The sequence below is a fragment of the Metabacillus idriensis genome, from assembly GCF_009674765.1.
Classification (GTDB): Bacteria; Bacillota; Bacilli; order Bacillales; family Bacillaceae; genus Bacillus_P; species Bacillus_P idriensis.
Map to the genome: position 1 here is coordinate 25150 of NZ_WKKF01000014.1, position 24250 is coordinate 49399.

Genomic DNA, 24250 nt, shown 5'->3' on the forward strand with positions numbered 1-24250 from the left:
GTATTGTTGATTTGAAATAAAGTTCGATAATGTATAAAAAAAATTGATAAAACCCTGTATTAATATAGGATATTTTTTTGACACTAAAACTTCATCTTTTGTTTTCAATTAAAGGAACAGATTGTAGAGGGCTTACAATTAAACTAACAAAGAAGGACAGCTTAAAAAAGAACTATAGAAGAGCGTTTAATTGTAAAATTAAAGAAGTTGACAAATAAGGAGAAGGAAAAAATTTCAGTATGATGGGAGATATTAATGTGGATAATTATCATAAATATGAACGCTCTATGAAACAAAGACCTCATGTGGTAATTTTAGGAGCAGGAGCAAGTTGTGCAACTATCCCAAATGGGGACAAAACCGGAAAGAAAATATCTGCAATGAGTGGATTTGTAGAAAAACTAGGGCTTTCAAATATAATCGAGAAAGTATCTATTCAAACGATATCTAATAATCTTGAAGATATTTATATGGAATTGGATGAACGTAGTGAAGAAGATCCTAAATGTTTCGAAGTGAAATCTGAATTAGAAGAAGTCATTCAAGAATATATGAGTGGTTATAAGTTGCCAGATAATCCAACTATTTATGATTTTTTGGTTATGAGTCTTACGGATAAGGATATAATTGCAACATTTAATTGGGACCCACTTCTAGTTCAAGCTATCGCACGTGCTCAACGCTATACAAAAAATATTCCTAATGTTGCTTTTCTACATGGAAATGTGGCTGTTGGTTTTTGTGAAAAAGATAATGTTATGGGGAATGTTGGGATGCCTTGTAAATGTGGAGAGCCACTTAAACCAATGAAGCTGTTATATCCAGTTAAAAAGAAGGATTATAGCAGTGATGTTGCTATTAAAAAATCATGGAAGTCTTTAAGTAATGCTTTAGAACAAGCGTATATGATCACAATCTTTGGCTATAGTGCACCAAAGAGCGATGTTGAAGCAATTACTATGATGAAAAAGGCATGGGGCTCAATCAATGATAGAAAGCTCGAAGAAATTGAAATAATTGATATTCGAGATGAGGATACTGTAATTGAATCGTGGAACGAGTTTATTCATACTCATCATTATTCATATCACACAAGTTTTTTTGAATCTACATTGGGGCGTTGTCCAAGACGAAGTTGTGAAGCAACATTTGATAGGCTAATGAATTGTATTTGGCTTAATTCGGAAAAGGGATTTAAACAGAATATGAACTTTTCGGATATTGATAATGTTACTTATAAGTTAATTATGGAGGAAGATGAAAAAAGAAGAACACTAAGCATCCTTGATCATCCATACAAGTAAAAACAACTAAGGAATTGTTGAGAAAATCCCACTAATTGGCCCTTATTGAATTACGATTTACAACAATCGGGCGCTTTCATGGAATAAGAATCATAGAAATGATCAAACTTTTTTATAAAATTAGCTTCAATAAAATATATTAAGAGCGAATTTTGATCAATCTTTCTTTCAAAACACGCTCTTTTTTGTTCGTTTATCAAGGTTATTATTAGTTTCAATTTGATCAAACATTTTTCTAAAGCAACATGAAGGATTTTGTTTAAAGTCTTTTTTACTAAATTTCGATCCATTCACTAAAAACAGTATTCTATTTGAGAATGCAAAAATCATTGCTGATCTTTAATTAAGATCATTTCTCTCACTAATACGAATCTAACAAAATAGATATTATGTTAAATTCATACCTTTATGTTAAAACCCTTTCATTTAAAGGGTTTTTTGTCGTTTTTGTGATATTATTAAAAATGAATATAACATATTGCTATTTTGTGTTAAATTTAATCTAACGTAAAATGAATTCCAATAGGAGTGAAACCCTGTATGAATGTAAGGAAAATTGGGGCTAATACTGTTGAACCAATTCGAGATAGAGACAAAATTAGTGAGATGAAAGAAGTGCTATTACATCAATCTTATCGTAATTATTTTCTGTTCGTTTTTGGTATAAATTCGGGTTTAAGGATAAGCGATATTATTAATTTGAGGGTTTTAGATGTTAGATATCTGGATTATCTTAAAGTCCGAGAGAAGAAAACTAAGAAGATCAGGAAAATTAAAATGACAGTGGTTTTAAAAGCAGAAATTGAAAAATACATCAAAAATATGGCTGACTCGGATTATCTTTTTCCATCTAGAAAAGGTAATCAACCAATTAGTAGGGTGCAAGCATGGAAGATTATTACGGATGCTGCTAAAGAAGTGGGGATTACAGATTCGATTGGAACCCATACTCTAAGAAAAACATTTGGCTATCACTTTTATCAAAAAACTAAAGATGCAGCGATGCTTCAAAAAATTTTTGGACATTCATCACCATCCATTACATTGAAGTATATAGGAATTAATGATGATATGATCGATCAGGCATTGGATGACTTTGCCTTATGAAAATCGATAAAGCTGTAAAAATCAAAGAAGGAATGAACAACATGAACTTAGATTTACTACCTGACAAGAAAACGTTAAGAAATGCAAAGCCAATATTAAAATGGGCCGGCGGGAAAACCCAAATGCTAGACCTTCTACATAACAATGCTCCGAAAACATTTAATAAGTATATCGAGCCTTTTTTTGGTGGAGGTGCCTATTTCTTTTCATTAAAGCCAGGACAAGCTGTAATTGCGGACCTTAATGAAGAGTTGATTAATCTCTATAAAACAGTGGCTGACAATGTTCATGATGTTATAGCACTGTTAAAGGTATATCCAAATGAGAAGGATTTTTTTCTTGCATTGCGAGCGAAAAACACTGAAAACATGACGAATGTGGAAAGAGCTGCTAGAACTATTTACTTGAATCGGACATGCTTTAATGGCTTATATCGAGTAAATCGGAAAGGACAGTTTAATGTTCCATTTGGAAATTACACTAATCCTAGGATTTGTGATGAAGTTAATTTATTAGAAGTAAGTAAGATGTTAAAGGATGCTACAATTATTCATGGCGACTATAAGACAGTTTTAAGGGAATGTGCAGAACCAGGAGACTTTATCTTTTTAGACCCACCTTACTTACCAATCAGTCAATATTCCGATTTTAAACGGTATACTAAGGAACAATTTTATGAAGAAGATCATATTCAGCTGGCAGAGGAAGTAAAACGGCTACAAGAATTAGGTTGTCATGTTCTACTTACGAATTCCAACCATCCATTGGTTCATGAATTATACGAAGAATTTGAGATTAGTGTTCATCAAACAAGAAGAAATATAAATAAAAATGCAGCTAAAAGAACGGGAGAGGACGTTTTGGTTAAGGTCCTACCCAAAAAAAACATTACAATTGTACCTGATAAAGTGGTTTTACCTGATCAAATTAAATTGTATCCATCAACCCGATATATGGGCAGCAAGAAAGACTTAATCGATAACATTTGGGCAGTGGCATCACACTTTGACTTTGAATCGGTAACTGATTTATTTGCTGGTAGTGGGATTGTTTCGTACATGTTTAAAGCTCAGGGTAAACAAGTACTAACAAATGATTATATGAAGTTTTCCTCTTTGTTCGGTAAAGCGTTGATTGAAAATAATAATATTCGGTTAAGTGATTTAGATATTTTAAAATTAATTACTCCAACAAATCATACGAATAATTTTGTTTCGGAGACTTTTGATGGGATTTACTTTAATGAGGATGATAATACATTCATTGATATGATTAGAAATAATGTCCCTAAGTTAAGAAATAAAACAAAAGAGGCACTTGCTTTATCAGCATTGGTACGTGCTTGCATGAAAAGACGGCCAAGAGGCATCTTTACGTTTGTTGGCTTAGATAAGTATAATGACGGACGCAAAGACCTTCAGATGACTCTTTCCGATCATTTTATGGAAGCCATTTCGATTTTTAATAATGCAGTATTTGATAACAACAAAGTTAACAAATCACGTCATGGTGATGCCCTAACCTTTAATCATAAATCGGATGTGGTGTATATTGATCCGCCTTACTATAGCCCTCATTCTGATAATGAATATGTTAGGAGATATCACTTTGTCGAAGGTTTAGCCAGAGATTGGAAAGGTGTAGAAATTCAGGAGCACACTAAAACAAAAAAATTCAAAAATTACCCCACCCCTTTTAGTTCAAGAAAGGGTGCTCATGATGCATTTGATTTGTTATTTAAAAAGCATAAAGATAGTGTGCTGATAGTCTCCTATTCATCTAATTCACTACCAACAAAAGATGAAATGCTAGCTTTGTTAGCCAAACACAAGAAAAATGTAGATGTTATTTCTGTTGATCATAGATACTCTTTTGGTAACCAAAAGCACAAAATAACCGATAACAACAATAAAGTACAAGAGTACTTGTTTGTTGGTTATTAAGGGGGAAGAGTTTTTTGGCATGGTTAATTGCAGATAATGGGGTCCGTAACCCACAACGCTTAAAAGATGGTTTAGAAGTACTTGTAAATTCCGAGTTCCATGGGGACTTTAGCAAGAAAAATGAAGCTGGAATGGCAAAAGTACTTAATGAGCAGGGCATTATCGCTCTGCGTAGCAACACGGATAATACAATTTCAAGAAAATGGAGAATAAATTTAATTCGATTAGGTTTCATATCCAACGATACACATACTGTCACTGAGAATGGGAGGAGACTGATTCATTCTAATTCTTTACCGGAAGAAGAGGAATGTTTTTTGAGAGCTTTGTTAATTCAACAAATTCCTTCTCCGTTACATAAATTTAGTTATGCTAATTCGGAAAAGCCATTTAATCCTCTTAGGATGGTACTTGAAACGATTGATCGCTTAGGGAAAAAAGGTGCTGAACCAGTAATTTCTAAAAATGAAATGGCGTCCATCGTGATTTTAAATTATGATATGGATACGATCGATGATGTTGTAGAAAAAATCATCGAGTATAGAAAAGGTCGTTTGGATGCTATGGGGTCTGTTAAACGTTTTGATAGTTCATTCAGAGAACAGGCAGCTCAGAATAATAATACTGGGGCGAATGCTGATAGTTTGAGAGATTATGCAGATGTAAATATGAGATATTTGAAATTGACGGGATTATTTGCTGAAGAAGGGGTTTCAAAATTAAGTTTTGCAACCCATAAAATGACTATCATCACACAGATATTAAATAAAGCGTTTGTAGCGATATCTGATGAGGATTATGAGAGCAAACTGGCTATTGGAGCATCCTTACCGACTGATAATGAAAATGAAGCAATACATGCTATTTTGAATTTATACCAGCTTCTAATAGATAACGGGGAAGCAATACCACCTTTACCTGATTTAGAGAGGATGGCTGTACAGGACCTTTCTTTGTTACGTATACAGTTAGAAAACCAATGGATACATGTTTTAGAGAAGAGGTATGCTGCTGAACAACAGTTTCAATGGGAAGATATTTTGGCTTATCTAAAAGCATTGCAGCAATCTAATTCAGCTAGGAGAAATAATCAACTAATTCCTAGCGGAGAAGGACCAGCTTATCTAGAATGGGCTATTTGGAGATCCTTCTTGGCAATCAATTCATTAGAAAATTTGCCATGGGAAGCAAGGAAATTTAAAGTAGACCGCAGCTTTAAACCAGTAAGGCATGCAGCTGGTGGAGATGCTGATATGATATTTGAATTTGATGATTTTGTGTTCGTTGCGGAGGTGACACTCTCTGCTTCTTCACGACAAGAGGCGATGGAAGGGGAACCGGTGCGAAGACATGTGGCGAATTACGTTGATTACTACGCGGCCCAAGGAAAAATGGTGTATGGTTTATTCATTGCAAATAGTATTGATACAAATACGGCAGAAACCTTTAGAATTGGTATTTGGTATCGATCCGATGATTCATCGCTAGCTCTTAGAATTGTTCCGATTACATTGGCAGATTTCACTGATATCTTTGAAGCACTTTTTACGAGTGGTAAATTTAGCGAGGGTCCTACATATTTAAGAAACTTGTTAGTTCATTTATTACAGTTTAGCAATGAACCGGCTCCTTCGTGGAAAAATATCATGAGAACCGAAATACAAAGAAATATAAACAAAATAATATCTTGATGAGATAGAAACCAATGTTTTTAAAAGCATTGGTTTTTTTATAGAAACAACTAAGGTTGACGCTTGTAAGGGGCATCGAACCCCTTACAACCGACTGTATCCGGCTGCGCCTTGATACAAAACGCTTCTTTTTCTGATCTTGCTCGCGCCAGCTCAGAAAAAATCGCTTTGATATAACGGCTTCGGGCATCGAACCCTTGACGTTAGTCGGCGGCAGCTCTTTCGGGCTGCTTTTCGCCGCGATGGGTGCGGTGCCCTTCTCCTTCCTTCGTTCTCTTCAGTGTAACAACTTCGCTTATGACAGCCGGAAGGGCGGGCGTTCGGGGAAAGAAACGGCAAAGCCAAGTCGGCTAAACCACCGTAACCTTGCAAAGTACGCAAGCTAACGCTGGCTAAGTCATTGGGCTTCACTCATTTTCTAACGAAAAAGTCCGTAAATCATGGCCTTTTCCTACCCCTCTCTGGCAAGTTCGCTTCTTCGTGAGCGAACCCTTCCCCCTGTTTGCGCGAATTGTTCAGGTTTCCTCAAACGCGGAAGGGAGAGAGTAAAATGGAAACAATCTATGAACTAGTGAGGATTAAACAAGTAATCAAGGAAGTGGAGGCAAGCGAAAAGTTCGTAATTCGTTCGCCACAGGATGCGGCGGATGTTGCAGCTCAATTTATTGGAGATGATGATCGTGAGGTGTTCTTTGTGATGTGTCTGAACACGAAGAATCAAGTCGTTGCGGTGCATCGCTGCCATGTGGGAGGATTAAACGCCAGCATCGTCATGCCAAGAGAGGTATTTAAGTCCGCAATCCTAAACAACAGTGCCTCAATCATCGTTAGCCATCAGCATCCCAGTCAAGATGTCACACCGTCTCGAGAAGACATCGAAGTGACATCAAGGCTTGTAGAATGCGGAAAGATCCTAGGGATTGAGGTGCTAGATCATCTCATCATTAACACGAAAGCCAAATACTACAGCTTGAAAGAGCATGCTAGATTGTAAGAGAGAGGGAGGAAACCCTCCCTTTTTTTGCTCGTTTCTGCCATTTATATTGAAATTTTTTGTATACAAAATGGTGTATACTTTGTATACAAAGTATACAGGAGGGTGAGACATGAAAAACGCAACTCGTCGAATTGTTGAGAAGTTTCCTAAGCTTGAGGATAAACTACATGCCTATGAAAACATGCTGTTGGTCAATGAAGCGCTGAAGGAAGTAGATGATGTTCAGGCAACATTTTTACAGTTAGCGTGGTTTTTTGAAGATCCGGAAAAGGAGACGTTTGATCTTGGTTTGCTGTATCGTCACCTTGATAATGGCTGGCTTGAATTTGCCCTGGAGTTGATAACGAAATATTTCAGAAAGGATACGTATTTGATTCAGAAGCCAACGTATTCCCTGATTCGTGAAGGATCTCACTATAAAAGCATGAGTCAGTTTGCTGACTACTTAAGTGAACAAGGGCTGCGGTACGATCGACAGAAGTTGAATTTATATTTTGAACGCGGGAAAGTACCGCATCCCGATCTTGTTGTAGGCGGAGTGAAGTATTGGTCCGATGAGACAGTTCAGAAATATGCAGAACAAGAGATAAATCGAATGGGATCCATCCAACAGGAGGCAAAAAAATGACACTTGTTCAATATAATCAACGCTATGAAGAGATTATTCATGCCGACTGGCCTCAGGATAAAAAAGACAAAAGATTGGCTGAGCTCATGACGGAAATGGAGCAGGTCTACCAGATTCCAATGTTAAGGAATGAAGAATGGGAAAGAGAGAACAAACGAGTGATCGCTCTGTATAGAAAAGTGAGCTTATCAAGGTCCTTTTAATAAAAAAAATCGATCTCCGGGTTGGTTGACCGAAGATCGAACGTTTATCAGCAGGCGGTATTACGCCTGTTTCTTCTTTTTGTTTTTAAGCGGTATGCCCCTCTTTATGCTTTGTTCAATCGCTTTTTTAGCTAGTACCTGTGCTTCTTCTTTCGACATTTTCATTTCTTTTTCCCCTTTGCTATTACTCTTAATAAAAGTATGGACGGGTTTTTGAAAATCTAAACATATCTATCCCCCATCCCCCATATATATAAAACAAAGTCTAGGACACTCTGACACTGTCCTAAGTGAAAATGGGGAAAAGAGGGGTAGGAATGGAGAGAGAAGAGGCCGTTATGACGAAGAACAGGAAGAAAAGATCAGATGCAAAACGCGACATCAAGCCGACAATTTCTAGCAATCTTAAAGATTGTATATATAGCTTGTCTTATATCACACATACACCTGTAAAGGACGTAGCCGTTCTTTTGTGTGAAAAGGGGTTAAGGTCAAGAAAAGTCATTGAACACTTATCGCAGCACTTCAGACGAGATTACCAATTCATGAGTACAGTGTTTATAGGGGAATGGGGAAGAGAATCCTTGCAGCGGAAATGCCAACCAGGAAAAAACGAACGGATCACAGCTCGCTTCTCCCAAACGTCTTATGAGGATATTTATGTTTTATCTTCTGCTTTGGATGTCACGCCGTCCAAAGCAACAGCTTTATTGTTGGATGCCAGTATACGCAATGTGAATTTGTTGAACGCCTTTGTGAAAGTATCCCTTCAGGAACACTTAGACGAGGCAAGGATGAAGGAGCTTAAACATGTGCTGAAATACATCAATAAAAATAATCCTTACAGTGAGGAAATATCTTGGTTTACCTTGATGGATATGATTTTTCAAGATATGAAAGAAAAAGCAGGGGATGTGAAAGGGATGGTTTCCCACTGGTTAGAGAAATACAAATGATTGCAAACGTTCAACAATTCGTAGGAGCTGCATAAAAGGGATCGTTCAGATGACTTCAGGTTTCTAAGGACGTATAAACTAGTGATCAGAGAGAAGGATGAATCCTTCTCTCTTTTTTGCTTTAAGCAAAAAGATTTGTTGTCATGACTGCATTCGCCTTTAGGCGGAATTTTTTTCTTGAGAAAAGGCTTTTGAACGATTTAAAACTTTTCTTGGGCGGCTGCACGACAACCTGTAAAAAAGCAAAGAACGCTTTTTAACAGGCTGTAACGTGTCGCTGACGGCACTAAATGGCTCGATAACCACACCTTGTACGGCTCATACTTCGCCTACAATCTGTAGGTTCCTGATCCATTTGCCCTTCTGGCCGTACCGCACGAGCCGAAAATCTTAAAACAATAAAACCTAAAGTGGAAAGCAGCCCTACGGCTGCTATTGAATAAGATTTTGCCCTTTGCCTTCCGAATCGTACAATCACACAATCCGAGCTAACCTTCCAGCAGGTCGAGCCTCCTAGGCTTTGCCCTCAACCTGCTGGAAGCTAAGTCGGATAGAAAACAAGTCAAGGGGCATAAAACTTTTTTATGAAACACGCTTCGCAACATAAAAAACTTTTCCGCTAAGAGCTCCCTTGACTCCTTCTCTATGCTCATTGTTCGTTTCTCCTGTCAAAGGGGCAAAATCCTTCCCTTTGGGGAAAGCTTTCGCTTCGGAAGGCAAAAATCAAAAGGAGGAAAAACGAAATGAAAAAAAGTGTGTATGAGATCGTTACAGAGAAGGTCATGGAAGAGCTAGAAAAAGGAGTTGTACCTTGGCGTAAGCCTTGGATTAACGGGGGTGCGGTCAATTGGAAAACGCAAAAGGCGTATAGGGGGATCAATGTTTTTCTTTTAGACTCCGGAGAGTATGCGACATATAAGCAAATTCAAGAAGCTGGTGGAAAGGTAAGAAAAGGCGAGAAATCGCACATCGTGGTCTTCTGGAAGTGGTTAGAGAAAGAAGATGACGAAAGTGGAAAAGTCGAAAAAATACCTTACCTTCGGTACTACCGAGTATTTGAGATCAATTCCCAGGTGGAGGGGTTGGAAAGTAAAAGAAAAGAAACGTCATTCGACCATGATCCAATTGAGAAAGCTGAAGCAATTTATAAAGGCTATATCAACGCTCCTGATTATACATTTTATTCAGGAAAAGCCGTTTACTATCCAACGCTAGATAAAATTAATTGCCCGCCATTAAAGGATTTTCCAAAAGTCGAAGAATTCTACAGTACCTTGTTTCATGAAATGGTGCACAGCACAGGGCACAAAAATCGGCTAGCTCGTTCAGGAGTGACCACTCAGAATGTAGCCTTTGGAGATGAAGTATATTCCAAGGAAGAATTAGTGGCGGAAATGGGGGCTGCAATGCTTTGCGGTGTTGCGGGTATTGACAACAACACCATTAGTAATAGCGCCAGCTATATCCATTCTTGGCTAAGGTCATTGAAAGAAGACAGTCGTCTCGTGGTTCAAGCAGCTGCACAAGCCCAAAAAGCAGCGGATTACATTCTAGGAGAAGAAGAACCTGAAGGCGAGTAAAAAGCAGTAACCTATAACATCACAAGCACAAAGGATCGGTCATCTTCCTGTCGAGCAAGGAAGATGACCATATAAAAAATAAATTCAAGCTATTATTTAATTCTCATTATTGCCAGTGGGAATTAAATTGAAAAAGGAGGAAAGACGATTATCGTAAGGAAAGAAGGAGATTTTTCAATTCGTAAGGATGGAAGCAGTTATTATCGTGTTTACCGAAAAAGAACAAGGATAGGATCATTTCTTCAATTAAGTCGAGCAACTAACTATTTTGAAGCAAGATTACGAAGAGAACGTGAAGAGTATCCTAATAAATTGTTAAAATAGTGCCTAAATGGTGTAATTTAGTTAGAACGTTCAGAAACAGGCAAATTTCAATGGCATAAGTCGTAAGCGCCCGAGTCATAAATGGGTGCTTATCCGTTCAAAAGATTGAAGGGAGTAAAGTTGATATGAAAAATCAAAGTGTTATTACTTGTCCTTATTGTGGTAGCGAACTGGTGCAGCAGCGAGAATACTATTGTAATTTTTGTGTAATGAACGTTCCAGAGACGCTTGTGCAACGCAATCATGAAAGAATTTCAGTTCGTGTAAGAGATTTTGCGCTAGAAGTCCATCTTGAGAGGACAACGCCGGAATTAATGACGCTATCGACCTTCGAGTTGCTTAGTTTATTGAAATATGCACGAGCTGAAAGAACAGCGTTATATCGTTATCTGAACACCTTTTATAAGGCACGCAAGCAAGGTAATACGGATGAGTTTAAAGAGTCTGAAGAATATAGTGGAACGGAATACGAAAAGATCACACGTAAAATGTTTGTTCTGGAAAACATTATTCGTCAGCGGTTGGGGTATGTTCCGCATCGAATCACTGATGGATATTTGGCAAAATACGTAGACTATATGAAAAAGGATAAGCATAAACCAATGGTAATCCGCCAGCAGAGAAATAAAGAAATGAAAGCGTGATGTTATGGCCTTCAAAACGCAGGAGAAATTAGGTAAAGTATTCGTAAATACTCTTTGTGCTTGAGTATTGTATGTTACTGAATAACTCCGGTTGATCCCCGGAGTTATTTGATTGCATTAATAGTGTTTAAATGGTCAAAAGCATGAGGTGTCCAACATGCAGTTTATTAAAATAAGAAACAAAGTCAACTTGATCAGTAACGGGTGAATGACAATAAAAAACGACCAGATTTTTCTGGTCATTTACTTTTAGCCTTCTTCAGCAATCGCCCCCGATTGTTAAATAAGTCTAATTGAGTTTTTTAGGAAACTGCTGCGAATTATAAATTCCCTTTTTCACTATATTTAGATAAGTGCGTGATTTGATTGTAATGATTTACTCTCCATTTTTCCTCAATGAATTCAATTGAACTAACACAGGCATTTATTAGCTTTGTCTTACCCGATCCAATTTCACCATCTGAAATATGAGCTAAAATAGCATTTATTACTGCACCGGGGGCAACTAATACTATGTTGCTGTCACTATAATCCTGGTTTATCTTTGTTAGTCCGTTTGTAATCCGTTCATTTAGGAATTCTCTGCTTTCTTGATTTGGATAATTCTTATCTGGGAAAGCTAATTGTCTTTCTTCTATCGTCATACCTTCCGCGTCTCCATAATCCCGTTCTATAAATTCTTTCATCACGAGGACTTGGCTCTTTTCACCTTCGTTTATGATCTGAGCTGTTTCTAAAGCTCTTTTTAATGGACTTGATATGACTATTTCGTATTCAAAATCTCTCAGATATTTCCTACACTCTTGAGCTTGTAATTTCCCTTGTAAATTTAATGGAATATCAGTCCTCCCTTGTAGTTTCCCAAGGCGGTTCCACTCTGTTTCTCCGTGTCTAACTAGACATACATTTGTCATTTAATCTTTCCTTCCATTTAATAGAGATTTAACCTGAGACCTAATATGTTCGCTCCCAATCTTCTAGTAATGACCAGGTTATCTGAGGGTTGCCTTTATTAGATTTCATTGCTCCAACGAATACCTTTTCAGTAGGCATATCTAATGCTTTATAGTGGCTAACGATTTCTTTAGTTGTAGCTGAAACGTTATGTTTTGGAATCTTATCAAAATCGATCCAAGATAAGGAACCTTCTTCACTTTCAGTTAATTTTGCAGCACCTTTAACTTCACCAAAAAAGACATACTGTGTTCTGACTTCTCTTACATCTTTAATTCTCATTACAATGTATCTCAGTTTTAAATTGCTTATGTCAGATATATTTAAGCCTGTTTCTTCCTTTATTTCTCTAATACAAGCTTCAATAGGCAAACTCATTTCATTTTCTTCTATATGCCCACCAATGGGAACTAAATGACCGGCCAGAAAAGAGCTGTTAGCACCCTTTTGTAAGAAAAGGATTTGTCCCATCTCATTTATGAGAAATGCTACAGCCATATGTCTAAACTTCAAAGCAACTCCCCCAAATCCATCTATTGTAAACTTTCTACACCAATTGATTTCAATAAAAGAAGCGTCACTCCCTTCTTGGATTAACGCCCCGATTGTTTAATAAGTAAATGTCCCTACCTCGTACACTGTTTAATGCTTTCTTTCTCAGAAATACTTTTTTGTATTGTAACTTTATTGATTTTCACACCTTGTTCCGGAGTATCAATTAAAAAGAAATAAATTTTATCATATGGGACATCCCCGTGATGCCCATCGTAGTTTAAAGCACTTGCATATATGATATGTCTTCTTGAATCACCGTTTATTCTTTCAATTTCTACTCTTGGGCACAGAATAAAATCTGAGTAGGTTTTACCAAGAAAGGGGTAGTACCTGCTATATAATGTTTCTTCAAGCAGTTCTTCTTTGGTTGGAACCAGACTCGTGTAATTTCCATTAGCGTTTACATCTGAAAACGAGGAAAATAATCCTACAATCAGCAGCAGTATTATCATTAGCTTTTTCATAAAGACTCCACCTCTAGCTGTTATGGTTGTAAGTATTTTCTCCGAAATTTTTATAATTAATGCTTGATCAGAAATCATCAAACTGCACATTGTTAACAATACAAGGTGGTGAGATTGCGGAATATCACATTATGAGTATAAGGAATGGTTTCAGTGGAAAAATAAGGGCGACAAATCCAAAGGAAGTGAGTACACTTGAAAAGACTAGCTTATTTATTGTGTGCAGTAATGATTGGTTTATTATTAAATTCAGGGCCGGCAAATGCACAAGGAAAAATAACCGAACAAACCATTATCCAAACGATTACAAATGACTTTGAAGACACGCACCATTTGAAATTAGCTGGGTATCAGTTTGTTCACATTAAGGATATTGCGTCCGAAAGAAGTTCAAGTTATAAAAGTCTGTTTGATATTTATGTGAAGTTAACGGAACATCAAATCATTGGAGACTTTACACCCCTTTACTACATCTCTGAAGAGAATAAGAAGGGATTTGTCTTAGGGGTCCTACCAACAAAACGCGGAAAACATACGCTAAGAGAAATTCAGGATAAAAAATCCGATTTTTCCTACGCTAAGGAGTAACATCAGGAAAATATGGATTTACAATGGTAAGGAAATCCAAATATAAAAAAGCCTAATTTCTCGCTTTTAACACCGAGAAATTAGGCTTTAGTTACTTCATTAAAGCGCCCGATTGCTGAAGATTGTTAGAATGGTTTATAGCAACAAGGCATTTTACGATGAAGAACCAGAAGAACTGGAAGAACTGTGATATAAATGAGAAATTGGGATTTAATTATTTAATAATAGCGCCCGATAGTCCAAAAAAATTATGAGTCTGAAGGGTCTATATTGTTCTTTTCAGCTTCTTCTATACGTTCTAATAAATTTGAAATAGGAACTCATCCGTATTGAGAACTAGTATAATCAAGTTGATAAACGAAACCAGAAGCAGATCTTGAAAGAATTAAGGGATGAATATTTAGTTCCCAATTTGGTAATTCATTTTTCATATACAATGATTCTTCTTGCTCTTTACTATTAATTTCAAAAAAAGCTATTCCACCAGGTATATCAAGGAAGTGGTCATGAAATACACAATGTCCCCTACTCTTATTTGCAATGTAATTATTAAATAAAGAATTAGCTTCTCGTAAGGTTATTTTTTCTTTACATTCTGCTACTACCATATAGCATCTTCGTTTATTCATTTCATACCTCCGTATTATTCAATGATCCACTTTACAAACTAATTCTTTTCCGAATCAAATATCCCTTTAAAAATATAAAAGTAAGGATTTTTTTACTTTACCTTTCTTAACTGCTCAATAAGTGTTTGTTCCATTAAAGGCCCTTTAATTGAATACAGATGAAGTTTAAGGGTCAAAAGAATAACCCTATATTAATACAGGGTTTTATCAATCTTTTTGAACTTTATTTCAGATCAACAACAAAAAGGGAAAGATGATTAACTTGCTAAGATGTATTACAAATGATAATGAAACTTTAATTGCATCATCCAAAAGTTAAAACTTTTAGACTAACAAAAAAGAGACCCTATTTATCTTCTATTTTTTCTTGTTTAGCGTCTAAAAGTTGGTCTATAATTATAAGTGCAGAAGGTATAAGACTTTTAGACAAAAAGGAGATACATATGTTAATTGGATACGCAAGAGTTTCTACTACTGGACAGGATCTTGAAACACAAAAGGAAATTTTGGAAAATGAAGGTTGCGAAAAGTTATTTGTTGAAAAAATTACAGGTACAAGTACCCAACAACGATCACAGCTCAAAGAAGCTATGGAATTTGTTAGAAAAGGAGATACATTGGTTGTTACAAAGATTGATCGTTTAGCCCGTTCCATTATGGACTTAAATAAAATTGTTCAAGAATTGGCCCAAAAAGGAGTAAAAATTAAGTTTATAAAAGAAGCTATGGAATTTGATGGATCAAGTGAAAGCAAAAATAGCTTGCAGCAGCTGTTGTTTAATATTTTAGGATCATTTGCTCAATTTGAACGTGACATGATTGTTGAACGTACGACCGAAGGTCGAGAACGAGCAAAAAAACAAGGGAAACATATGGGTAGACCTGGGCAAGATGAAAAAACATTAAAAAGAGCTGTTAAGCTTTATAAGGAGCGTAAAACAAATGGAATGAGTGTAAACGACATTGTCAAAGCGACCGGTGTTCCACGTTCTACGTTATATGCTACAGTTAAAAAATATTAAAGTGTAAACCAAACCCTTTAAGGATGCTACTACATGTGCAGCCTTTTTGTTATATCAACTAAAGTTAAAAATCAGGTTTAAACCTGATTGAAAAGCTTCAGTAAGGTTCTCATATAGCTTCATTATGTAAAATTGATCCGATCACTTTCCGAATTTTAGGTTATCGTTAGAATAAAGTCAAAAGTAGATTAATAGAAAGGTTGAATTCCATGCGAGAAGTTTATTCGAACATCTTATTTATTATGGGATGGCTTTTGTTAGCCTTGAGCATTTATCTATTTTTATTTGCATTTATTGAAGTACCATCACTTTATATTGGTATTTGTCTACTCGTGTTAGGGTTGATTTCACTATTCATTTCAAAAAAAAATTGGACATCATTCAGGAAACATGTTTTCTCTTTTTACAAGATAATTAATTAAAAAGGTTGAGGTTTATTTCCACATACTTCTTGTTTAGCCACCTATAAGTCGGGTATTTATATATTGTTTATGATTAGGGGGGGAATACTTGTGGAGAAACCAGTATAGTAGTAAGCTGGTTAAGGCTTTCCACTGGATTGATTTTTTCGGTCATGAGACTTGTTTGATGATAGCGGTTACGAACAAGGTTCAAATTGAGCTCAAGACTTTCACTTAATGCTTTTTGCGGACCTTGAATCGTCGCTTCGGTGCTCGCCTCAAGCACACCTTTGTTTTCATATTTGTTAAGGCGGACCAGCAACACCTTTTCAGCAATAAAGATGACAACACAACCTCTGTAAATTCGCATTAGCATTTCTGGTTCATCTTTAAATTCTACAAATCCTTCGACGCTTTTTAGATAGCCTTCATAGGTTTTAAGATCCTCAATTTCAAAAAAGGCCTTGACCACTATTTCCTGAATTTTCTGCTCTTCACACAAACTCTTTATATAGATAAGCTCCACTTGCTTGCTGTTGCTGGTTAACGTTTGAAACTTACAATCCGCATTTCCCTGCAAGTGCTCTTCTAATTTTGTCTTTAAAGTTGGAGATTTGGATTTTTTATTTTTATACACCGTTATGCATCCTTTCCCTCCTGGCTGGGCATACATGCCTTCCTCTATTTATTTCCAAGTAGGCATGAATATAACCGGGGACATTTGTATCTTAGGAAAAAGGATTTTTGTCTTAGGTAAGCGTCCTACCACATGCCCATCAAGCTAACACTGATGAATTCTTAAGGCAGAGCCATCATTCAAATAAAATATGGCATGAGTCCAGTAGATTACCGTGTACTCATGCCTATAAAAGTTATTTTAGGGTTACTATAAAAGCTTAGTTATTTTTATAAGGAGTTAAACTGCTAAAGACCAACAGCAAACACGACATCTTAACACCAGGCGTATTTAGTTTTTACTTATTTAAAAAGTACTCTGTTATCCGTTGGATCCAGCATAACCCTTCATGGGTTGATATCCACCATAACCAGATTGACCCATGAAGCTGCCGTATTGCTGTGATTCTAAGATTTTCAAGAATCAAAAAATAAAACATTAAAAAAAGCTATAACTATTGCACTAATGATAATGAAATGTATTTCATTACTTCTCAATTTTTTTAGGATCAGAATCTCCACCCTCTCAATATATATATAAAGGCATTCATTATTCATGAAATATTCCGCATAAGTTCTTTATAGTATTTGTTTAATCTCAAAACCTTTGTAATTAATTCTTCGAAATAAGTTAAGTTCCCTACTAATAAACTTAATGTTGGATTCTATGTTATAACTAACTTATCTGATTCCAAACTCTATCCAGATTTAAGGGGACATATATTTTATCCCCATGTATTTCCCTATGTATGATGGGGTTTTCAAAATATTGACCCAAATTTTCTATTTCTTTTTTTAACCTTGCTCTCTTTATTACTCCAAACAAATTTTCAAAGTTTTCTCCAGAATATTTCATAAACCCTTCTCCTTATTTATCTTTTATTAAAAACATTTATAATATATCCATTATGAATTTTATTATAATGAAAATAAATAAACCTAATTACAAAACAATGGTTGATCTTCAATAACGTACTTATGATGGTGATTACGAATCAGGAAGTCGACGGATTCAGTGATGAACTGGGTCGTATCTTATTGAATGACATAGCTGTTCAAGACCGTTTTATCAAAAAAACGTATCTGCTGCAGAGAAATATGGGTTCCAAGATGGAAACTTGGTATAGCATTTCCGCAAAATTGATTGTTGCTTGTCGATAATTTTGAAGTAGTGAAGCGTCCAACTTAAATAATCAATCAAAAGGCTGTGAGCTTTTCACAGCTTAGTTTATTATAATAAATAGCCTCTTTCTTCGATAGAAAAGCAGCTTATAGTTTCCTCCTTTTGTGGAGCCCTATTCCAAGCACTAAAGCAGGACAAATAAAAAAATTCTTCAATGGTTATCCTGAGAGAAGTTTCGCTCACCATAAACGCTCGATTCCTTTTTCTAAAATAGCCATAATTAAAATAGTACCCCTGTTAAATTGAACATCTCAAACAATGAATTATCCATTGGCATCACGTAAATCCATCTTCTCAAAGATGTTTTTGACGCTATATGTTTTGTCTTCTTATGCTGATCTTCGACCATCTCCCAATAATTTAAAAATAACAATTCTAGATTCCAACGTATTAGTCGATTTGAAAAGTTACCAGCGCTCTTTCAATTAGAAGCTGACTTATTGTGCATACCCTATGCAAAGTTAGTTTACATAACAATTATTTTCTTAGAGGAATATAATCAAACCAAAACCTCCTTGGCGTTCAAGGAGGTTAGTATGTTGTTTGACATTCTGGACCATTTAAGAAAGACATACCAGGTACTGTTTACTTTTTTGTTGCTTCCTCAGCAAACGATGTATTTACAAGGAAATCATGGTCGACCCGTTTTGGAAGCTCACCTGCTTCATTCATTATTTCTTGAAGATTTATCCATTCTTCTTCATCTAGAATTGGATCTGTTGCATACGAATCTTGTTTTTTGTAGCGCTCTACAACTGTCGTAATAATATCTTGTTCAGTATCCTCAAATTGTGAGGCAATGGATGCTGCAATTCTTTCTGCACTATTTTCTTCAACCCATTGCTGTGCTTTATAAATTGCTTTTGTGAACTTAGATGCAGTTTCACTGTCTTCTTTTAAAAAGCTTTCTTTCGCCATGAAGGTTGTATAAGGTACTTTTCCAGATTCATTACCGAAAGAAGCAATGATATGACCTTTTCCTTCTTTTTCAAAGATACTTGCTGTTGGCTCAAATAATTGAACGTATTCACCAGTTCCAGAAGCAAATGCACTAGGTATGTTTGCAAAATCTATGTTTTGAATAAGATTCAAATCATTCTTTGGATCAATGCCATTTTTCTTTAAGACAAATTCTCCAACCATTTGCGGCATTCCACCCTTTCGCTGACCTAGAAATGTACTCCCTTTTAACTGATCCCAGCTAAAGTTATCAATTTTCTCTCGTGAAACAAGAAACGTCCCATCGGTTTGGGTGAGTTGGGCAAAATTGATAACTGGATCTTTTGAGCCCTGTGCTGATACATAAATTGAAGTTTCTGAGCCGATAAGTGCAATATCTGCCCCATCTGACAATAGTGCAGTCATTGTTTTATCTCCACCCCACGTTGTAGTCAGTTCAACATCTAATCCTTCGTCTTCAAAAAAACCTTCAGACATTGCTACATACAGGGGAGCGTAAAAGATGGAGTGTGTCACCTCAGCTAAACGAATTTTCTCCACCTTGTTTTGATTACAAGCACTTAGTGATAAGACTAATACAAAGGACAGTATTAATCCTGTTAGCCATTTTTTCATGAAAAGCCCCTCCTTGGTGATAAGCACCATTAATAATAAAAATTTCAGTAAGGTATGCCTTTGTAAAGTATGAGACGTGAAAAAAAGTGTGAATTCCTACCTAGAATAAGCTTTTAGAGGGGATGTTAATTTTGACAGATGAAACAATTATAGATTGTCAGTTTCTTCCCTTACCAAATCCACGCATACAACTACATCTTATTACCTATTTATCGAAAGAATTCAAGATAAAAGGATTACTAGTTGAACCGATAGTAGTGGAAGATTATGATGGATTTTTTATTTTTTAGAGGTGGAATAAAAATGGATGCAGGAAAATGGTCTCCCAACTATCTAACAATAAATAAAAGCTTATCTTAATCGGTAAAACATCCAATCTTTTTTACAAAACTACCATATGATAAAGTATTATTCTTTTTCCTAAAAGCAACTATTGTTGATATGTTAGAGTTTACATTTTATTATTATCCTAGTTTTGGAGGGATCGTCGTGGTCTTTTTACAGTTAAATTCCATTAGTCAAACCTATTTTTCAAAACGATCGGGCACAAAGGCCTTAGAAGATATATCTTTATCTGTTCGAGAAGGAGAATTTATTTCCTTCCTTGGTCCGAGTGGTTGTGGAAAAACGACAGTTTTATCGATTATTGCGGGATTGTTTCCTCCCACAGAGGGTTCTGTTACTCTAAACGGTCAACTCATTAAAGGGCCACATCCAAAAATCGGCTATATGCTTCAACAAGACTACCTGTTCCCGTGGAAAACAGTCAAAGAAAACGTGCTTCTCGGATTAAAATTAAGAGATCAGCTTAACGAACAACATGTATCCAACACCTTTTCGTTACTAAAAGAAGTCGGTTTAGAGGGTACCTTAGATATGTATCCATCACAACTTTCAGGCGGCATGCGGCAACGGGTGGCGTTTGTTAGGACACTTGCTACCAACCCTAAGATATTGCTGCTTGATGAACCCTTTTCCGCACTCGATTACCAGACGAAACTAAGGCTTGAAGATTTAGTTTCAGTTACATTAACTGAGCATAACAAAACCGCAATCCTTGTTACACATGACATCAGTGAGGCCATTGCTATGAGTGAAAGGATCATTTTATTTTCAAAGAATCCCGGACGTATCTTTCGTACCTTTAAAATTCCGGAAACGCTAAGGAAGCTTCCCCCCTTTGCGGCTCGACAGCATCCTGATTTCTCGTTGATGTTCCAGCAAATTTGGGAGGAGTTGGAGCACATTGAACAAAACGACAGTGAATAAAGCACATGCGGATTATCTTCAACGTATAAAAAAAGAAAAACGAACTGTATTGTTTGTCCAGATTTTTATTTTTATTGCGTTTATGGGATTATGGGAAGTTTCCTCAAATAATGGGTGGATTGATCCGTTATTATTTAGTTCGCCTAAACGGATAGGGTTTCTGTTTATGGATATGGTTAGTGACGCAAGTTTATTTCCTCATTTAGGAGTTACACTATCCGAAACATTCTTCGGTTTCTTGTTTGGAACCTTGTTAGGTACCCTTTTTGCCTCCCTTTTATGGTGGATACCATTCCTCTCAAAAGTGCTTGAACCCTATCTTGTCATTTTAAATGCTCTACCAAAAGTTGCGCTTGGTCCGCTATTAATTGTAGCACTTGGACCGAATTTCACATCTATTCTTGCTATGGGTATATTGATTACCGTTATTATTACAATAATTGTGGTATACTCTGCTTTCATAACTGTTGAGCCAAACTATCTTAAAGTAATCCAAACATTTGGTGGTTCGAAGTTACAATGTTATAAAGAAGTCGTTCTTCCCGCCTGTTTCCCAGCGATTATTTCAGTCCTAAAAGTAAATATTGGTCTTGCTTGGGTTGGTGTAATTATCGGGGAGTTCCTTGTTTCAAAACAAGGTCTCGGCTACTTGATCATATACGGATTCCAAGTATTTGATTTCACCCTTGTCATGCTCAGCCTCCTCATTATTGCAGTCCTTGCGACATTTATGTACCAACTTATCGAGATACTTGAACGAAAACTAATTAAAAATAGATAAAGAGATCGGTTATCAGTCCCATCAACATGATCAATAGAGAATAATTTTAAAAAAATGAAAGAGACCCAAATAATGACGAATGAGATGATAATAGCGGTTTGCTTCTCCTGTGTCTTCAAAAATGACAGGTACCTCTATTTTTTGGATCCATTCCTGCAGCAAGGCTTTTTCCTATTCCCCGCACAAATCAGGTTCTGGTATCTTGCCTCGATGATAGTACACATTCAATTTCCGTTTATCATAATTCAATCCATTCTCTTTTAAATAATCGGCAAATTGTTTTTGTGAAAAAAAGCCATTGTTGCCTTTTGAACTGCCCCGTAAATGTTAGACACAAATCTAACATTTACGGGGTTTTAACATGGCTAAATTTACAGTAGAAGAAAGAATACAATGAAATGTGAGAGGAGATATCTTATAATATCGAGTTATTTCAATGTTTGTTACAAAAAATAAATGAATTACCAATATCCTTAGGGCGTTATCAGCAGTAATAAAAGCTGTTTAATACAACACAATTTAATTTATGTTGTATTGTCGAAATGAGATTAAAGTACAAAGAACTTTTATTTTAAGGGGTATTTAGCCTTAGCGTACGAAATCCGCGTTTATCTATACTTGGAGTAAAAAGTCCTTGATTTCATAAGCATTTTACATTGAAGACATGTATATAACGTATTCGTCTTAACAATCGTCCTCGCATCATTAAATTCTACAACCAGTTTATGCCTTGAAGGCAACTAAAACGCCTAAAGGCGTATTAAGCCTTTGTTATTTAGGATAAGGTATTCGATGCCTTCTCAGTGTTAAGACATCACTACATTGTATACGTTGAATATATTGTTTACTGAGTTAAGATATCAAGTATTCAAAGTAGCTTTTCACTTAATTTTTCTTCTTAAAATACTTTAAATACTCCTGATTTTCATGGTATAATAAACTCTGGAAACATACGCTAAGCAAATTTCGACATAAAGAAAGCCGAGTTTTCCTACGCCAAGGAATCTTCGGCTTTAATTTATTGATGAAGAGGTCTAAGTGAATCTATGCTTGCTACTTTCTTCATATTAAAAGTGTATTTGCCAAGGAAATTAATATGTTCCCATCAAAAAGGGGAAATATGCTTTAGTAAATCTTCTCGTAAAGTTCCTTTTTCCTCAAGCAATTTTGTGGCTTAAGTAAGGTATACGGTGTTCCATACGCTAATGGCGTTAATTATAATGTTTAATGCACTGGCACGTTGAAGCTGATCTTGCAATCCTCTTTCTCGTAATTCATCCCATTTCCCAAAAAACAAGGATCTCGTAAGGCCATTCCATAGCCTCACCTTTATTTAATCCTCGTTGAATACTACGACGTAAAGTTTCATTAGACATGTAATCCAAAATAAAATTGGTCTTTTCGATTCTTCCCCATTTCACGTAAAGCAGTAGCTAGTTTATTCTGCCTTGCTAAGAACCTAATTTTCCCATGATAAGCGAGCCGGATACTTTTCCTTCTCGAATAGAATGGGCTAAACGGAGGACGTCGTCAAAATTTTCTTGAATAATCTTTGTATTAATTCTACAACGGAGTAAATTTTCTAGCTGGGGAATTGTCAAATTCGCACTCGAACACTTCCACCTTTTGAATTCCAATTTAAAAAAAATGCTTTTATTCCTACAGAGACATCGCATGGTGTTATTAGTCCTTGATAAACGAGATTTATGAATGTTAAGTGATTTGCTTTCTTTTTTGTCATTCTTTTTTTCTATGAAGTGACCAGTGGTTTAAGTACAATATTTCATAAACTTATTTTCTTGGATAAATATAATAACTTAATAAACACTGGGACATGTTCCAGCTGCGGGTTCATAATAACAATGATTTTTATATTGACCAGCAAAAGGCTGACCGTACCATGTTGGAGGACATGGACCGTATGGATTGAAATACCAAAGAGAATATTTCGCCGGGTGCTGCCTCCAAAAATCCAAATTCTTTTTTGCTAATCTTTTTTCAACTGATCTCGCTCCTTGATAAAATACATTACCTTTTTGGACAGCTTCAAAAGAATAATTTCCTCCTTGTACTTGAAAAATAACTTGTCGAATTGTTCTTACATCTCTAAAATCTAAACAATCCGCTACGCCACGATTAACAATTACATTTCCGACATACAACATTCCTTGTTTCCCTTCTCCTACGGCTTCCGCTCTCATCATTCTTGCCATTAAGGCAACATCGGTCCTTGTGTATTTTATTCTCGGCATTTTTTCACCTCCAAAATATTGTATGAAAAAGCTCCCGCCCTTATTATCCGGAAGACTTGTTATCAAGATATATGGCCTTAATTAATGACAACAAATACTGAACTGAGTCCTGGAGTCATCAATCGTCATTAAAATTATTCAAAAAACAAAAATTGTGAAATCTTCACAATCTCTATTAACTAAAGTTGCAAATTTTGCAGGAGACTGACTGCCGCAGAATTAAATCGTTGATTGAGTCCCTCAGGACTCATTAAGACACCAGTTGAAGATTCTAGACAGCTACATAGCTGAGTTAAGGAAGTATTCGCTACCTTTTGACTTAACCATACACATAAAGCCACTAAATCTTTTGCTTGATACTTACTGGACCTTTGTACAAAACCTTCTTTTTTGGCCAGTTGTTTGAGGACATGAGGAGACAAAGATTGTTGTAACTCAAGCGAAAAGAGGTTCAGCTCATCTGAAACAACTCGAGACATAAAAAAGCACCATCCTTTCCATCATATTACAGAAAGGATAGCGCTT

Annotated in this window: 23 protein-coding genes and 3 pseudogenes; 15 read left to right on the forward strand and 11 right to left on the reverse strand. The window is 36.1% G+C overall.

From position 1 onward, the window contains the following. Positions 1-257 precede the first annotated feature (257 nt). From GJU41_RS21845 to GJU41_RS21890, 10 genes are all read left to right on the forward strand, one after another. Positions 258-1304 carry a hypothetical protein gene (locus GJU41_RS21845; protein ID WP_170292882.1) on the forward strand — a complete coding sequence of 349 codons (1047 nt, stop codon included), beginning with the start codon at positions 258-260 and terminating at the stop codon, positions 1302-1304. A gap of 540 nt (positions 1305-1844) precedes the next feature. After that, complete coding sequence (locus GJU41_RS21850) at positions 1845-2411, forward strand: site-specific integrase (RefSeq protein ID WP_154319572.1); 567 nt, start codon at positions 1845-1847, stop codon at positions 2409-2411. Further along, on the forward strand, positions 2408-4354 hold the full coding sequence (locus GJU41_RS21855; RefSeq protein WP_224771484.1) for a Dam family site-specific DNA-(adenine-N6)-methyltransferase: 1947 nt from the start codon (positions 2408-2410) through the stop codon (positions 4352-4354). The genes GJU41_RS21850 and GJU41_RS21855 overlap by 4 nt, the downstream gene beginning before the upstream one ends. 14 nt (positions 4355-4368) lie before the next feature. Beyond that, the gene (locus GJU41_RS21860; protein ID WP_154319573.1) at positions 4369-6045 is read left to right on the forward strand and encodes an AlwI family type II restriction endonuclease; all 1677 of its coding nucleotides are present in this window, start codon (positions 4369-4371) and stop codon (positions 6043-6045) included. A 550-nt stretch (positions 6046-6595) separates the two neighbouring features. Beyond that, positions 6596-7039, forward strand: a complete 444-nt coding sequence (locus tag GJU41_RS21865) for a JAB domain-containing protein (RefSeq protein ID WP_154319574.1) — start codon at positions 6596-6598, stop codon at positions 7037-7039. A 112-nt stretch (positions 7040-7151) separates the two neighbouring features. Continuing rightward, the gene (locus tag GJU41_RS21870; RefSeq protein ID WP_154319575.1) at positions 7152-7670 is read left to right on the forward strand and encodes a hypothetical protein; all 519 of its coding nucleotides are present in this window, start codon (positions 7152-7154) and stop codon (positions 7668-7670) included. Continuing rightward, entirely contained in the window at positions 7667-7873 is a 207-nt protein-coding gene (locus GJU41_RS21875) for a hypothetical protein (protein WP_154319576.1), read from the forward strand. The genes GJU41_RS21870 and GJU41_RS21875 overlap by 4 nt, the downstream gene beginning before the upstream one ends. 317 nt (positions 7874-8190) lie before the next feature. After that, entirely contained in the window at positions 8191-8829 is a 639-nt protein-coding gene (locus tag GJU41_RS21880; RefSeq protein ID WP_066240292.1) for a hypothetical protein, read from the forward strand. Positions 8830-9572: 743 nt separating this feature from the next. Next, the gene (locus GJU41_RS21885) at positions 9573-10409 is read left to right on the forward strand and encodes an ArdC family protein (RefSeq protein WP_154319577.1); all 837 of its coding nucleotides are present in this window, start codon (positions 9573-9575) and stop codon (positions 10407-10409) included. A gap of 449 nt (positions 10410-10858) precedes the next feature. Further along, positions 10859-11377, forward strand: a complete 519-nt coding sequence (locus GJU41_RS21890; RefSeq protein ID WP_154319578.1) for a hypothetical protein — start codon at positions 10859-10861, stop codon at positions 11375-11377. A 320-nt stretch (positions 11378-11697) separates the two neighbouring features. On the opposite strand, the gene GJU41_RS21895 is transcribed toward GJU41_RS21890, so the two are convergent. The 3 genes from GJU41_RS21895 to GJU41_RS21905 all read right to left on the reverse strand — a co-directional run bounded on the left by GJU41_RS21895 (position 11698) and on the right by GJU41_RS21905 (position 13350). Beyond that, complete coding sequence (locus GJU41_RS21895; RefSeq protein ID WP_154319579.1) at positions 11698-12291, reverse strand: histidine phosphatase family protein; 594 nt, start codon at positions 12289-12291, stop codon at positions 11698-11700. Positions 12292-12331: 40 nt separating this feature from the next. Beyond that, positions 12332-12829 carry an NUDIX hydrolase gene (locus GJU41_RS21900; RefSeq protein ID WP_154319580.1) on the reverse strand — a complete coding sequence of 166 codons (498 nt, stop codon included), beginning with the start codon at positions 12827-12829 and terminating at the stop codon, positions 12332-12334. A 128-nt stretch (positions 12830-12957) separates the two neighbouring features. Next, a complete protein-coding gene (locus GJU41_RS21905) occupies positions 12958-13350 on the reverse strand; it encodes a hypothetical protein (protein WP_154319581.1) in 393 nt (130 codons plus the stop codon). 195 nt (positions 13351-13545) lie between these two features. Here GJU41_RS21905 and GJU41_RS21910 point away from each other — a divergent pair, with 195 nt between their 5' ends. Then, on the forward strand, positions 13546-13938 hold the full coding sequence (locus GJU41_RS21910; protein ID WP_154319582.1) for a hypothetical protein: 393 nt from the start codon (positions 13546-13548) through the stop codon (positions 13936-13938). Between the two features lie 320 nt (positions 13939-14258). Here GJU41_RS21910 and GJU41_RS21915 read toward each other — a convergent pair whose 3' ends face one another. Next, complete coding sequence (locus GJU41_RS21915; RefSeq protein ID WP_154319583.1) at positions 14259-14567, reverse strand: hypothetical protein; 309 nt, start codon at positions 14565-14567, stop codon at positions 14259-14261. 443 nt (positions 14568-15010) lie between these two features. Here GJU41_RS21915 and GJU41_RS21920 point away from each other — a divergent pair, with 443 nt between their 5' ends. Beyond that, on the forward strand, positions 15011-15589 hold the full coding sequence (locus GJU41_RS21920) for a recombinase family protein (RefSeq protein ID WP_154319584.1): 579 nt from the start codon (positions 15011-15013) through the stop codon (positions 15587-15589). 495 nt (positions 15590-16084) lie between these two features. Here the strand turns inward: GJU41_RS21920 and GJU41_RS21925 are convergent, their stop codons facing one another. Both GJU41_RS21925 and GJU41_RS21930 read right to left on the reverse strand, forming a co-directional pair. Beyond that, positions 16085-16627: a spore germination protein gene (locus GJU41_RS21925; RefSeq protein WP_170292883.1), complete on the reverse strand. Its 543-nt coding sequence runs from the start codon at positions 16625-16627 to the stop codon at positions 16085-16087. Between the two features lie 714 nt (positions 16628-17341). Next, positions 17342-17521: a hypothetical protein gene (locus GJU41_RS21930; protein WP_154319586.1), complete on the reverse strand. Its 180-nt coding sequence runs from the start codon at positions 17519-17521 to the stop codon at positions 17342-17344. 110 nt (positions 17522-17631) lie between these two features. Here GJU41_RS21930 and GJU41_RS25115 point away from each other — a divergent pair. After that, positions 17632-17777 (forward strand): annotated as a pseudogene (locus tag GJU41_RS25115) (spore gernimation protein); the annotation flags it as partial. 656 nt (positions 17778-18433) lie between these two features. On the opposite strand, the gene GJU41_RS21935 reads toward GJU41_RS25115, so the two are convergent. Continuing rightward, positions 18434-19423, reverse strand: a complete 990-nt coding sequence (locus GJU41_RS21935) for an ABC transporter substrate-binding protein (protein ID WP_154319587.1) — start codon at positions 19421-19423, stop codon at positions 18434-18436. A 489-nt stretch (positions 19424-19912) separates the two neighbouring features. Here GJU41_RS21935 and GJU41_RS21940 point away from each other — a divergent pair, with 489 nt between their 5' ends. Together GJU41_RS21940 and GJU41_RS21945 are read left to right on the forward strand one after the other, a co-directional pair. Beyond that, on the forward strand, positions 19913-20692 hold the full coding sequence (locus GJU41_RS21940; protein WP_170292884.1) for an ABC transporter ATP-binding protein: 780 nt from the start codon (positions 19913-19915) through the stop codon (positions 20690-20692). Next, on the forward strand, positions 20670-21473 hold the full coding sequence (locus GJU41_RS21945; RefSeq protein WP_224771483.1) for an ABC transporter permease: 804 nt from the start codon (positions 20670-20672) through the stop codon (positions 21471-21473). Before GJU41_RS21940 ends, GJU41_RS21945 begins: the two co-directional genes overlap by 23 nt. 1174 nt (positions 21474-22647) lie before the next feature. On the opposite strand, the gene GJU41_RS25510 is transcribed toward GJU41_RS21945, so the two are convergent. From GJU41_RS25510 to GJU41_RS21960, 4 genes and pseudogenes are all read right to left on the reverse strand, one after another. Then, complete coding sequence (locus GJU41_RS25510) at positions 22648-22800, reverse strand: Tn3 family transposase (protein ID WP_396653232.1); 153 nt, start codon at positions 22798-22800, stop codon at positions 22648-22650. Continuing rightward, positions 22748-23149, reverse strand: a pseudogene (locus GJU41_RS25515) (Tn3 family transposase). Before GJU41_RS25515 ends, GJU41_RS25510 begins: the two are co-directional and overlap by 53 nt. A 141-nt stretch (positions 23150-23290) precedes the next feature. Beyond that, entirely contained in the window at positions 23291-23725 is a 435-nt protein-coding gene (locus GJU41_RS21955; protein ID WP_154319589.1) for a cell wall hydrolase, read from the reverse strand. A gap of 188 nt (positions 23726-23913) precedes the next feature. Next, positions 23914-24204 (reverse strand): annotated as a pseudogene (locus tag GJU41_RS21960) (IS4 family transposase); the annotation flags it as partial. Between the last annotated feature and the right edge of the window lie 46 nt (positions 24205-24250).

Bases quoted from the DNA above. Each gene is read 5' to 3' on its own strand.
- GJU41_RS21850 (WP_154319572.1), top strand. From the start codon at position 1,845: ATGAATGTAAGGAAAATTGGGGCTAATACTGTTGAACCAATTCGAGAT.
- GJU41_RS21855 (WP_224771484.1), top strand. From the start codon at position 2,408: ATGAAAATCGATAAAGCTGTAAAAATCAAAGAAGGAATGAACAACATG.
- GJU41_RS21865 (WP_154319574.1), top strand. From the start codon at position 6,596: ATGGAAACAATCTATGAACTAGTGAGGATTAAACAAGTAATCAAGGAA.
- GJU41_RS21870 (WP_154319575.1), top strand. From the start codon at position 7,152: ATGAAAAACGCAACTCGTCGAATTGTTGAGAAGTTTCCTAAGCTTGAG.
- GJU41_RS21875 (WP_154319576.1), top strand. From the start codon at position 7,667: ATGACACTTGTTCAATATAATCAACGCTATGAAGAGATTATTCATGCC.
- GJU41_RS21880 (WP_066240292.1), top strand. From the start codon at position 8,191: ATGGAGAGAGAAGAGGCCGTTATGACGAAGAACAGGAAGAAAAGATCA.
- GJU41_RS21885 (WP_154319577.1), top strand. From the start codon at position 9,573: ATGAAAAAAAGTGTGTATGAGATCGTTACAGAGAAGGTCATGGAAGAG.
- GJU41_RS21890 (WP_154319578.1), top strand. From the start codon at position 10,859: ATGAAAAATCAAAGTGTTATTACTTGTCCTTATTGTGGTAGCGAACTG.
- GJU41_RS21895 (WP_154319579.1), bottom strand. From the start codon at position 12,291: ATGACAAATGTATGTCTAGTTAGACACGGAGAAACAGAGTGGAACCGC.
- GJU41_RS21900 (WP_154319580.1), bottom strand. From the start codon at position 12,829: ATGGCTGTAGCATTTCTCATAAATGAGATGGGACAAATCCTTTTCTTA.
- GJU41_RS21905 (WP_154319581.1), bottom strand. From the start codon at position 13,350: ATGAAAAAGCTAATGATAATACTGCTGCTGATTGTAGGATTATTTTCC.
- GJU41_RS21915 (WP_154319583.1), bottom strand. From the start codon at position 14,567: ATGAATAAACGAAGATGCTATATGGTAGTAGCAGAATGTAAAGAAAAA.
- GJU41_RS21920 (WP_154319584.1), top strand. From the start codon at position 15,011: ATGTTAATTGGATACGCAAGAGTTTCTACTACTGGACAGGATCTTGAA.
- GJU41_RS21930 (WP_154319586.1), bottom strand. From the start codon at position 17,521: ATGAAATATTCTGGAGAAAACTTTGAAAATTTGTTTGGAGTAATAAAG.
- GJU41_RS21935 (WP_154319587.1), bottom strand. From the start codon at position 19,423: ATGAAAAAATGGCTAACAGGATTAATACTGTCCTTTGTATTAGTCTTA.
- GJU41_RS21955 (WP_154319589.1), bottom strand. From the start codon at position 23,725: ATGCCGAGAATAAAATACACAAGGACCGATGTTGCCTTAATGGCAAGA.